This is a genomic window from Hymenobacter citatus, from assembly GCF_014333615.1.
Classification (GTDB): domain Bacteria; phylum Bacteroidota; class Bacteroidia; order Cytophagales; family Hymenobacteraceae; genus Hymenobacter; species Hymenobacter citatus.
Genome location: NZ_JACSCY010000010.1, coordinates 151,534 through 164,063, shown reverse-complemented (window position 1 = coordinate 164,063; position 12,530 = coordinate 151,534). Strand labels below are relative to the sequence as shown.

Annotated in this window: 6 protein-coding genes; 2 read left to right on the top strand and 4 right to left on the bottom strand. The window is 59.8% G+C overall.

Annotated elements, in window-relative coordinates; genetic code table 11:
- The first annotated feature begins 364 nt into the window (after nucleotides 1–364).
- Nucleotides 365–877 (top strand): hypothetical protein, encoded by a 513-nt coding sequence (locus H8B15_RS13665; RefSeq protein ID WP_187320244.1) that lies wholly within the window; start codon nucleotides 365–367, stop codon nucleotides 875–877.
- 260 nt (nucleotides 878–1,137) lie between these two features.
- Here H8B15_RS13665 and H8B15_RS13660 read toward each other — a convergent pair whose 3' ends face one another.
- From H8B15_RS13660 to H8B15_RS13650, 3 genes are all read right to left on the bottom strand, one after another.
- Nucleotides 1,138–2,112, bottom strand: coding sequence for a PorP/SprF family type IX secretion system membrane protein (locus H8B15_RS13660; protein ID WP_187320243.1), 975 nt, complete (start codon nucleotides 2,110–2,112; stop codon nucleotides 1,138–1,140).
- 167 nt (nucleotides 2,113–2,279) lie between these two features.
- On the bottom strand, nucleotides 2,280–7,136 hold the full coding sequence (locus H8B15_RS21195) for a T9SS type B sorting domain-containing protein (RefSeq protein ID WP_187320242.1): 4,857 nt from the start codon (nucleotides 7,134–7,136) through the stop codon (nucleotides 2,280–2,282).
- A gap of 262 nt (nucleotides 7,137–7,398) precedes the next feature.
- On the bottom strand, nucleotides 7,399–9,696 hold the full coding sequence (locus tag H8B15_RS13650; protein ID WP_187320241.1) for a T9SS type A sorting domain-containing protein: 2,298 nt from the start codon (nucleotides 9,694–9,696) through the stop codon (nucleotides 7,399–7,401).
- Between the two features lie 60 nt (nucleotides 9,697–9,756).
- On the opposite strand from H8B15_RS13650, the gene H8B15_RS13645 reads away from it, so the two are divergent.
- A complete protein-coding gene (locus tag H8B15_RS13645; RefSeq protein ID WP_187320240.1) occupies nucleotides 9,757–11,061 on the top strand; it encodes a UDP-N-acetylmuramoyl-tripeptide--D-alanyl-D-alanine ligase in 1,305 nt (434 codons plus the stop codon).
- A 245-nt stretch (nucleotides 11,062–11,306) separates the two neighbouring features.
- Here the strand turns inward: H8B15_RS13645 and H8B15_RS13640 are convergent, their stop codons facing one another.
- On the bottom strand, nucleotides 11,307–12,389 hold the full coding sequence (locus H8B15_RS13640) for an SMP-30/gluconolactonase/LRE family protein (RefSeq protein WP_187320239.1): 1,083 nt from the start codon (nucleotides 12,387–12,389) through the stop codon (nucleotides 11,307–11,309).
- Nucleotides 12,390–12,530 lie beyond the last annotated feature (141 nt).

The window sequence follows — 12,530 nt, the reverse complement described above, 5'->3', positions numbered from 1 at the left end:
ATGTCGCGACGGGATGAAAGCCTAGCATAGGCTGTCAACTTACTAACTTGCAATCAATTGCTTTTTGCAACAGCCACCGTAGTTATACCCGGTGTCTTGGAATAATATATATTCGGTGCTCATAATACTGCTAAGTCTAGCATTGTATTTTAGCATGTAATCAAACTACGTGTTGTAGGGCGTCCTACTCCGCATGTGAGTTCACTTGTATTTCGCGTATGCTTCTTTGTCTCTTATGATTAAGTATTGTAACCTATTCGCCTTTATACTACTTCTCATCGGGTGGGCCGGATCACCTACTTGGGCTCAGCAAAGCAAGTCGCCTGCTCAATTACGACGTGATACCTTATTTGCTCTATTGCGAGTGCAAGGAGTACAAGCCATTTGCTTCTACACACCTGGCTGCATCGGTTGTCGCTCTCGTTCGCAAACCCCGTGTGAATCTGATAGGCGTGCCGAGCCTACCTTTGCCTTCTGGCAGTTGCAAGGACGTACATATCGCCTGTATTTAGGTGATTGCCGATTGAAGAAAGAGGTTGTCTCAACTGACTTGTGGTCATACATTAATCGTCATCATCAAGCTCTTGAGAGTGAGCATATTCGCCCGTTTCATCAACGAGTGTTTCTCTCTCTTCAACGCGTTTATCGTAACCACGGTGGGTGGCAGGAACTAGAAATTGTTTGGCCGAACTTTACAATTAGCCAAAGCTTCAGCGACTTTGATGTAACCCCGTTCATTCGTTCCTTCAGCGGCAAAGGAATAACGCGTAATATTTACTTTCGCCGCAACCAGCGGACGCATGTTTATCAACTTTGCCAACGATTGCAGGCTGCGTCTGAAGCACCTGACTTAACACAAGCAGAGAAGGATAGATAAAACCAGATGGTGTCTGACTTTATAACATTTAGTAAACGGACCTTTAATTAACGTTACAAGTGCTTTTTCAATAAAAATCACACATGTAGTAAATAATTAATTGATTAATAGATTTTTGTATTGCTTAGACTATTTTTTAAACGATGTTACAAGCTTACTCTGGCTATTGAAATAAACGTCAGGAGATGTGCTGGAAGGAGATGTTTCTCCAGCAACGTAATATAGATAGCGGCTGATAGTACATCTGGTTTACTCAAGCCCTACCAGAACCTATTCGTACACACCACTTGCGCTTTCTTCTTCAGGCGCAGGCCCAGCAGGATTTCGTGGCTGCCGTAGTGGTAGTTGTTGAGTTTGGAGAGGCCGGCGTCGTAGGAGTAGCCGATAGTGAACTGCTCGTAGCTGAGGCCTGCCAGCGCGATTACTGAGTCGAAGGCACGCCAGGAGGCGCCTACCCACAGCAGGTCGCGGTACTTGAGCTTGGCATTGAGGTCGACGGAAAGCGGGGCCGGATTCACGGTCTTCACCAGCACCGAGGGCACCAGCGACCAGTCCTGGCTAAGCGGCACCCGCACCCCGCCCGTGAAGAAGTAGTGCCGCTTCAGAGCGTTGCCGGGCGCGCCGGCACTCACTTGGTCGGGGCCGTAGGAGAAGTCGAGCTTGTTGCCGAGTAGCTGCGTGCTGGATACGCCCACGTAGAAATCGGAGCTGTATACCCACAGGCCCACCGAGCCATCGAGCACCCGCGAGGCCGCGCTGGCGGCCACGGTGGTGGGGTCATAGAACTGGAGCTGATTGCCATCCACGGCAAACTGCTGCATACCGATGGATGCTCCCAGCGCCGCCCGGATCTTGGGCGTCAGCACCAGGTTGTAGGCGTAGGAGGCGTAGGCGCTAGTGCGGCTGGTAGGGCCGGTCACGTCGCGGTACACTAGACCCCCAATGGCGTGAAAGGGCCTGCGCCGGTCGTTGAGGGTGCGTTTGCTGGTGCTGCGCCATTTGCCCAGCGAGGAGCTGCCGCTGAGGTAGAACGTTTTGGGCGCTCCATCCAGCCCTACCCACTGCGTGCGGTAGCTGGCCTTGATATCGATGTAATCTTCTACTCCGGTAGCGCCGGGGTTGAGAAGGTAATTGTTGTTCATGTACTGGCTGTATTGGGCCTCCTGCTGGGCCAGCGCGGGTATGGCAGCCAGCACAAGCAGCGGAAACAGCAATAGAAGTAAAGCTCTTTTCATATCTGTGGGAGTTATGAGTTGCGAGTTGTTGGACGTCATGCTGAGCGCAGCGTAGCGGAGTCGAAGCATCTCGCGTGCTGATGTTGCGTAACTAACTCAACGGTGCGAGCGAGATGCTTCGACTTCGCTCCGCTGCGCTCAGCATGACGTTCTTGTTTCTCTCAAACTCAATACAAAATCGTGATGGAGCCGCTGTACGACCGACCCAGCGGGCCCTTCGTGACCACGACGTAGTAGTAGGTGCCCACCGGAGCGGGCTGGCCGTTGATGTCGCCGCGCCACTCGTTGGAGCGGCTGTAGTTTTCGGCGGAGAAAATCTTGGTGCCCCAGCGGTTGTACACCGTCACGGTGTTGTCGGGGAACTGTTCGATGAACTCAATTTGCCAGGTATCGTCGCGGCCGTCGCCGTTGGGCGTAAAGGCATTGGGAATACGGATGGGCGGGCGCACCGTCACGGTTACCTCATCCGAATCGGCACAGCCACCAGAGCCGGCCGAGAGCGTATAGGTCGTAGTGACGGTAGGCGAAGCTGTGGGGTGCAGCGGGTCGGCAGGTGAGATGAAGAGGCCGGTTGCTGGCGTCCAGGCGACAGGGTAGGTGCCATCGGCGCGGCCTTCCAGCGTTACGGAGCTACCCGCCAGAATCTCCTTGTCGGGGCCGGCATCCACATCCACCGGTGGCTGAATTTGTACCGGTACCCCGTTAGACGTCACCGCGACGGGCTGGCCGCAGCTGTTGGTGGTGCTCAGGCGCAGTGTAACCACCTGGCCCGCACGCAATGTGCTGCTGGTGAACACCGGACCCGCAGCTACAGGGTTGCCATCCACCAGCCACTGGTATGTGGGGGTAGGGCCGGCCTCCGTGACACTGGCAATGCTGAACGTGATGGGCTCGCCCACGCAAACCGGCCCGCCGGGCTGGGCGGCAATGGATAGGGTAGGCGTGGGGGTAGGCGTACGTGTAACCGTAACGGTTGCCACGGCGGGTCCGGTGCTGCACAGCCCGGCGGTGGGCGTCACCTCCACCCGCACCTGGTCGCCCGTGACGAGGGTGCTGCTGGTGAAGGTAGGGCCGCTGGCTACAGGTGCGTTATTCACAAACCACTGATAGGTAGGCGCAGCACCCGCGTTGGTGGGCACCGCTGTGAAAGTGAGTGGCGTGCCGGGGCACTGTACAGGCGGCGGGGCCACGGTAACGGTCGGCGTCACGAGAGGCTGCACCTGGATGGCCACCACGTTGGACACCACCGTGGAGCAAGTGCCCGTGCCAGAGGTCACCCGGCGGCGGAAGTAGGTGGTAGCCGTTAATGCGCCGGGCGCGTACGTATCGCCCGTGGCGCCGGCTATGGCCGTCCAGTTCACGTTGTCGGTTGAGGCTTCCCATTGGAAGGCGAAGGTGCCCGTACCGCCCGTGGCCGCACCTGTGCTAGTGAGCGGGGCGGGGGTAGCGTTGGCACAAATGGTTTGGTTGGCGGCGATGCTACCCGCGGTCAGCGTCGGCAGCACGCTCAGCGTCACTACGTTGGATACTACTGGTGCGCAGGTGCCCGACGTTGCCTGGCGGCGGAAGTAGGTGGTGGTTGTGAGTGGACCTGGCGCAAAGGTCTCGCCCGTAGCGCCGGCAATAGCGGCCCAGGTTGAGTTGTTAGCCGACGATTCCCACTGATACGCAAACGTGCCCGTGCCACCACTAGCGGCGGTAGCGCTGATAAGCGGGGTGGGCGTAGCGCCGGGGCATAGAGTTTGGTCGGCAGCAATGCTACCCGCCGTGAGGGTTGGCGTTACGGTGATAGTCACCACGTTGGACACCACTGGCCCACACGGCCCCGAGGTGGCACGGCGGCGGAAGTAGGTGGTAGCAGCTAGAGTGCCTGGCGCGTAGGTGGCGCCGGTAGCCCCGCCGATAGGCGCCCAGGTGGTGTTGTCGGCCGAGGATTCCCACTGGTATTCTATCGTGCCCGTGCCACCCGTGGCTGCGCCCGTGCTAGTAAGCGGGGCCGGCGTGCTGCCGGCGCACAGCGTCTGGCTGGCAGCAATGGTACCAGCCACGAGGGCCGGCGTTACGGTGATAGTCACCACATTAGACGCCACCAGGCCGCAGGCTCCGGCTGTTACCTGGCGGCGGAAGGAGGTAGTAACCGTGAGGGCGCCCGGCGCAAATGTCTCGGCAGTGGCCCCGGTAACCGCAATCCAGGTGGTATTATCCGTCGAAGATTCCCACTGATAGGTAAACGTGCCCGTGCCGCCCGTGGCAGCGGCGGTGCTGGTAAGCGGCGCAGGCGTGCCACCCGCGCACACGGTTTGGTTGGCGGCAATGCCACCGGCTACCAGCTCGGGTAGTACGGTCAGCGTCACCACGTTGGACACCACTGGTCCGCAAGAGGCAGAAGTGGCCTGACGGCGGAAATACGTGGTAACCGGCAGAACGCCGGGCGTAAACGTAGCACTTGTAGCACCTATAATGAGCGCCCAAGTGTTGTTGTCCGTCGAAGATTCCCACTGGTAACTTACTGCGCCCGCGCCGCCACTAGCATCGGTAGTGCTTGAGAGGGGGGCGGGGGTAGCACCGGCACACAGCGTCTGGTCGGCGGCAATGGTACCAGCTACAAGTGCTGGTGCAACCGTAATGGTCACCACGTTGGACACGGCCGGAGCGCAGGCCGTCCCAGTATTGGCTTGGCGACGGAAATAAGTAGTGGCCGTCAGAGCGCCCGGTGCGTAGGCTTCGCCAGTAGCGCCCGGAATAGGTGTCCAAGCGGTATTGTCTGCGGAAGATTCCCATTGGTAGGCAATGGAGCCCGCTCCACCCGTCGCCGGTGCGACGCTGGTGAGCGGCGCCGGGGTAGCGCCGGAGCAAATGCTCTGATCAGCCGCAATGCTACCCGCCACCAACGCTGGCGTTACAGTGATGGTAATGGTATTGGATGGCGCGTTGCAGGGGCCGGAAATAGCCTGGCGGCGGTAGAGAGTAGTAAGCGTAGCCGGGCCGGGCGTGAGCGTTTCGCCGGTAGCGCCGGCAACCGGAGCCCAGGTGGTGCCGTTGTCAGTAGAAGATTCCCATTGGTAAGTAAACGTGCCCGTGCCGCCCGTAGCTGCGCTGGTGCTGGTAAGGGCAGCGGGCGTGCCACCTGCGCACACAGTTTGGTCGGCGGCGATGGTGCCAGCCACCAGGGCTGGTAGCACGGTAACAGCTACCGAGGTCGTATAGGTAGGCTCGCAGTAAGGGCCCGAGCCATTGGGCAGCAGCAGCTGCACACGCCGCCGGAAATAGGTAGTCCCAGCCGGCAAATTGGCTGGAGGCGTGTAGCTGGCCGCAGTAGCGCCACCGATTGGGGAGAAGGTGATGTTGTCCGTTGATGATTCCCATTGGTACGTTATCGGCAGACCGGCGTCGCTGGTCGCGTCGGTAGCGGTAATAGCGCCCGGCGCACTACCCGCGCACACAGTTTGGGGGCCAGCAATGGTGCCCGGTACAGGCAGATCGGGTACTTGAATACTGCCTGAGCTTTCGCGGCAGAAACATTCGGTTGAGATGCGCAGCGTTACGGTATAAGTGCCAGGCGTCGCATACACGTGCACGGGGTTTTCTTCCGTGGAGGTTTGGCCGTCGCCGAACTGCCAGGCGTAGGTTTTTCCGTCAAAATCAATTTGCGGAGCAGTGAAAGTGATTTGCCGGCAACCTGTTATCTCTGCACTAGGCCCCACGCGCAGCAGGGAGCTTTGGTTGAAGTTGGGCAGACCCAGCCCGCTAGTGTGGCCTGTTCCCAATTGCAGACTGTCCTCGGCGAAACCAATGGCCGCGCCCACCGAGTCGGGGTAGGGAATGAAGCCTAAGGCCGCTTGGTTGTTACGAGCCACGTAAATCTTCCCATCCGGTGCGGCCTGCATGGAGCCCAGGTCGGCAGAGGTAGTCAGCGGAATTTCCTGGCGGTTTAGCAGGCCTTGCCCACTGATGTTGAATTGCAGCAGCTTGGCTGGGTTCATCACCGTGGCGTACAGCTTGCTGCCCGGCACAAATTCCACCCCGTAGTATTTGCCTTCGCCGCTGTCGATGATGAAGGGGATATTCGGATTTTCGCTTACCTGACCCGTGCCCGTATCAAAATTGAACAGCTCCACCGTGCTGGTGCTGTCATTCAATGTATCGCTATAGCGGGCCAAGGCCAGCTGCCCGCCGTCGGGCGTTATTTTCATCTGACCCTTGTAACCCACCGACGACTCACTCGGGGCGTGCAGGCTGCCCACAGTGGAGATAATAGGGGTAGTGTCTACCCCTGCCACCCGCACGCGGTATGCCAAGAAGGCGTCGCCACGGTTGTTGTTGCCGGATTTCGCGTCGCCCCAGCCGTGTATGATAACCCAGATATCGCAGCCGTTTTTGTGAAATACAGCCGATAGCTTCTCCGCAGTACCGCGGGCGAGGGGGGTGTTTTTAGTGGCGGCTATTACGGTGCCTGGCCCCCCACCGGCGGGAATCTCGATTTCTGAATAGCTCAGCCCTATCGTGCTGTTCAGCGTGAAGAGCAGGTAGCGCGTCGGCTGACCCGCCGTAACCAGGCCCGGCTTCCGGATGGGTAGAGGGCCATCGGTAGTAGTGGAGTCACCCGCTAGGCCCCTGCCGTTAATCATTACACTGCCGTCGCCGTTCCACACAGTTCTACCGTTGCTGTAGAACAGAATCTTCCCATTACCGTCCGACATCACCCCCGAGCCGGCGGGCGCATCCATTGCGCTGTTGTCCAATACCGTGGGTGGTATGGAATCGGTGGCTTGGTTGAAGTCGAGCCCAGCCTTGAAGCCGAAGTACCAGGTGTTGGCAAACTTCTCATCGGCACTACACTCGGGTGGTGCACTAGGCGTTGTTTGGCCCAGGGCTGAAGTAGCAGCACCACTTAATAGTAGCAGCAGCAGGGAAAGAAGCCAACCAGCTACCAAACGCTTTGTATCCAGAGCCTTACGGGTGGTAGGGGGTAGGAAGCGGGTACGGGTTGTGCGGAAAATAGAAGACAGTAAATTTAGGGGCATAGCAGGGCGGGTAAGTGGGCGGACTGGTAACGTGCACTTTAACAGAAAAGTACCTCGTGTCGCCTATAAGGAGCAAAACCTGAAGGCAAGTTGCTTTGCTGCTGCAAAACGCTGCCAGCCGGTCTCAGTAAAGCTACGCACTACCTCTCAGCTTTGCGCAACGCAAGGGGTGAATAGTAAGGCGTAGAATGCAATTGATTACCGCGAAAGCCAACCCCTGCCAGGGCTCCAAGGCCTGGCAGGGGTAAGCGGGAATGCACGCCTATTGCACCACCAGGCGCCGCGTGGTGCGCTGGCCGGCCGCGGTTTCGGCCTGCACCACGTACACGCCGGCGGCGCGATGATGCAGGTCAAGCTGGTGGGTGCGGGCGGCCGTGGCTGAGCGGTAGAGCAGGCGGCCCGTCACGTCGAACAGGGACACGCGCACGGGGTCGGGGGCCTCTAGGGTAGCGGTGCTGCGGGCCGGGTTGGGGTAGAGCTGTACGGCCGTGAGCAGAGTAGGGGCCGTGGGGGCATCGGTTACCACAGTGCCGCGCACGCCGTAGGCCACCATGCCGCCGCTTTCGAGGCCGATGAACAGCTCGGGACGTTGGTCGCCGTTGAGGTCGGCCACGGCGGGCGCCAGGTGGCTACGCATACCCTGCCCCAGCCACGCTTGCTGGTAGCGGCCCAGCAGCTCGTTGTAAAACGTTTCGGTAAGTGGTGTGAAGGTGCCCTGCTGCGCCCGGTAGTTGGAAAAGAGCCGGATGCCGCCGTCACTGTCGGTTACCAGCAAATCGGGCTGGCCGTCGTTGTCGAAGTCGGCCACGGCGGGGTGCGCGTTGTAGGTACGGTTGCTGAGTGGGGCTTCCCGAGGAGTACGCAACTGCCCAAAATCCGCATTTACCAGCGCAAACGCCTGGCTCAAGTTGGCAGCGCCGGTGTTGCGGTAGTAACGCAGGCTGGTGGCGGCTTGGTCGTTGATGTTGGTGCCGAGGAGCAGATCCAGGCGGCCGTCGCCATCCACGTCCGCGAAGCACGGCGCGTCGTCGATGTAGTTGGGTAGGTTCTGGATAATCTGAGCCGCGGCGTTGTTGAACGCGGCCGGCTGCCCGGCGGGCGCGGTGTTCAACAGCACCCGCAGCTGACTGGTAGGGGCGGGCGTGCCGTTGGGGTTCATCGGAATCACCATCAGCGCCAGGTCGGGGCGACCATCCTGGTTCAGGTCCGTGAGCAAGGGCCGGATGCCGGCGTATTTCTGCGTCGACAACCCCAAATAGTCCTTGGTCATCAGCTGAAACGCCGGTTGCGTGGCCGTGCCCGCGTTGCGGTAGTACGTCAGCGAGGCACGAAAAAAGCCCTTGGTGCCGTTGCGGTTGGTGCTGCCCACTAGCATATCCAGCAGCCCGTCGCCGTCGATATCGGCGAAGGTAGGGGCGGCATTCTCGCCGGTGTCTATCATGCCGCGCTGCAAAAAGTCGTTTTGGCGGTAGGCAAACGCGGGCACCGCGCCGGCGCTGGTGTTCTCATAAAAGGCCACCGACTGCGTGGTATTGATGGTGTCCTGGTTGTCGAACACGCTGGGCGTCACCACCAAGTCGGGGCGGCCGTCGAAGTTCACGTCGAGGTGGTAGGCAGTGGGGTAGTTGGCCACCCGCACAGGCGTGGTGCTACTGGGGAAACTGGCGTTCAGGCCGGCGCTGCTCATCAGGGCCTCCGATTTGGTGCCATCGTTGCGCAGGCTCACCAGCTCGGCGCAGTAGTCGCGCCCCACCAGGGCGTCCTGGTCGCCGTCGCCGTCGAGGTCGAGTAGAGTGATGTTGTGGCCGCCTGTGTGCGCCGTACCTGCCGGACGGCAATAGGTGTTGTTGAAGGTGAACGAGGTGCAGGAAACCGCGCACGAGGCAAAGCCACCCCACTGCGGTGCCTCCAGCCGAAATTGCAGCCCCCCACAGGGCTCGGGGCTGTTGTTTCGGTAGTACTGCACCACCGCGCTGTTCACAAAGTCAAAGGTGACAATGTCCAGGCGGCCGTCGCCGTCCACATCCTGCAAGGCGGGCATGTTGTAGCCCCCGGGCAGGATGTTGCCCTGGAGCGTGGCGGTATTGAAAAAGCTCAGCTGCTCGCTCACCAGCTGAAAATCGGGGCCGCCGCCGCTGCCCGCCACGTTGCGGTACACGGCAATGTTGCCCTCTCGGGAGGTGAACAGGTCCGGGCGGCCGTCGCAGTCGTAGTCGCGCAGCAGCACCCAGTTCAGGAGCGTGCTGGGAAACAGCGCCTCATACTCAGGGGCATATTGATAGCGGCGGCCGCCATCGGGCGCCGCCACGTTCAAAAACGTGAGCGAGCGGTTCGTCACACGGTCGAACAGGTAGAGGTCTTGCTGCTGGTCGCCGTTCAGGTCGATGGCCGAAAACTGGGGCGAGTTCAGCCCGCCCGCCCAGGCGTTGGGTAGGGTTTCGGTGCCGTGCACTACTTTTACGAGGTCGGGCCTGCTAACCAGGCCAAACGGCACATTGGTTTGGGCCGTGGCCACCAATGGACCCACTATTCCGAATAAGAAAAGTAAAAAACGGTTCATTGGCAGCTGTTTTAGTAGTTGCAACGCACAATCACGTCACGAAAGTACTTCACTAGGTTCATGGTAGATACAGCGGCCCTCTACGCCCGGTTCCTTCAGTGCACCGCCGTCAGCACCGACTCGCGCCAGGCGCAGGACAATACCTTGTTTTTCGCGCTGAATGGTCCCAGCTTCCGGGGCCGCGACTTCGCCCCGCAGGCCCTGGCCCAAGGCGCCCGCCACGCCGTGGTAGATGATGCCGCCCTGGCCGCTCAAGACCCCGAGCACTATACCTACGCACCCGACCCGCTCGTGGCTTTGCAGGAGCTGGCGCAGTACCACCGCCAGCGGCTACAGATTCCGGTGCTGGCCATCACGGGCTCCAACGGCAAAACCACTACCAAAGAGCTAATCAACGCCGTGCTGAGTCGGCGCTACCGGGTGCAGTACACGCGCGGCAACCTCAATAACCACATCGGTGTGCCGCTTACGCTGCTCACTATCCGGCCGCAGGAGCACGAGCTGGCCATTGTGGAAATGGGCGCCAATCACCAAGGCGAAATCGCGCAGCTCTGTGCGCTGGCCGCGCCTACCCACGGCCTGCTCACCAACATCGGCCGCGCCCACCTCGAAGGGTTTGGCGGCGCCGAGGGGGTAGCCAAGGGCAAAGGCGAGCTGCTGCTCTACCTGGCTGCCCACCACGGCACGGCCTTCGTGAATACCGCTGACGCCAAAATTGCCGAGCGGGCCGCCGCCGTGCCGCAGCGCATTTCCTACCCCGGCCCCCAGGATACCTACCCCGCCACCCTGCTGCCCGGAACCGACTCCGCCGTGCGCCTGCGCCTGTTCGACGGCACCGAGGTAACGGCCCAGATTACCGGCGACTATAACTTCCCGAACCTGGCCGCCGCCGCTGCCGTGGGCGCGTATTTCGAGGTGCCTACCCCGGATATAGCTGCCGCCCTGGCCGCCTATGCACCCACCAACAACCGCTCGCAGCTGGTAAAAACCACTCGCAACGAAGTGGTGCTGGACGCCTACAACGCCAACCCCAGCAGCATGGCCGCCGCCCTGCGCAGCTTCGCCGCCCGCCCTACCCCGGCGAGTGGTAAGGTGGTTATTCTGGGTGATATGTTTGAGTTGGGCGAGGAAAGCGAGGCCGAGCACCGCGCCCTAGGCGAGCTGCTGGCCGGGTTGCAGATTGATACAGTAGTAGTAGTTGGACACGAAATGCGCCACGCCGCCTCAGCTAATAGCCAAGCCCACTATTTCGCTACCAAAGCCGAAGCCGCCGACTGGCTGCAACAGCAGCCGCTTCAGCATCAACTGATTCTGATTAAAGGCTCGCGGGGCATGGGGCTGGAGACGCTGCTGGAGCTGGTATAACTTTATGGTCAGCCGTTGACTAGGCTGATGGCAATCCGAGAGTGTGTTTGCGTTAGCCGAGATTGGTGTAGAGACGCATACTTGCGTCTCGTCGTTGAACTTCCGCCGCCTGATTCGTTCAACGACGAGACGCAAGTATGCGTCTCTACACCGGTTCGTATTAATGCAAACGGCTTCTCAGAACGAGAGCTATCAGCTAACAGCCAGCAGCTAACAGCCAGCAGCTAACAGCCAGCAGCTAACAGCTAATTTTTGATCTTCATCTTATACAGTCGAAACGGGTACTGTACCTTGTCCTCACCGTTGTTCCATTTGGGGGTGCGGTTGATTTGGGCATCCGTGAGGTAGAGGTAGCCGTCGGGGCCGAGGGCGAAGGTGTCGGGCCAGTGCAGGCGCGGGTCTTGGGTCACGGTTTCGAAGTGGCCGGCGGGCGTTACGCGGCGCACGGCGTGGTTGGGCGAGTCGGTGAGGTAGACATTACCGGCCGCGTCGGCAATCATACCGTGCGACACGCCGGTTTCGCCTACCGTCTCCACATGTTTGGCTACTTGTTGGGGGCTCAAGCTGGCATCGCGCAGGTACTCGGTCTTGATGCGGTAAAGCTTGGTCTGGTTGATGGCGCGGTAGTAGAAATACTCGAAATCGTGGGTTAGGGCAATGCCGTTTACATTGCTGCTGAATGGCTTACCCGTGTTGTCTTTCACCTCCTTGCCATCCAGGCGCAACACAAAGCCCGGCTCCGCCATCGTCGATTTATCGCCTTGTAGCACCAGGCGGCTTTTGCCGGTTTTCAGGTCCAGCACCACAATAGCGGCCAGCTTGGGGTCGGAGAGGTAGGCCACCTGCCGGCGCGTGTCGATGCGTACGTCGTTGAGGCCGCTCCGCTCGCGTGGGATGTCCTCGAAGCGGTAGATGCGCTCCACCTGATTCGTTTTCAGGTTGATTTTGAGGAGTTTGATTCCGGCAATTAATGGTGCGCCTTCGCCGGGGTTCGATGGATCCAATACCCACAAATTATCCTCCTGATCTACAAACACCGTTTGCACGCTCACGAAGCGCGTGCGCGCTTGCAGGGAGTCCCACTGGTTCCACTCGGCGTTGGGGTAGGGGCGGCGCTGCCCGTTCACGATTTCCGCCACGGCATAATCGTAGTTCTTATCCTTCTTCGGAAACGTAATAAATATGCGTCCCTGCTGCGACACGGCCACGCCTATGGGCTGGTGCTTGCCGAACTCCGCCACTTGTAGCAGCGGCGTGCCGGTGGTTTGGGCGGCAGTAGGTAGGATGGACATGGCCGTGAGGAGAAAAAAAAGGAGCGTTGATTTCATGTAGGGGGAGTTCGGAGAAGCAGTGTATAACGCTGTTATCCTTTCCATTCTGTCATCCTGAGTGCAGCGAAGGACCTTCTCACGGCAGAACGATTGACATAACAACGGCTCGTTCTAGCGTAAGAAGGTCCTTCGCTGCAC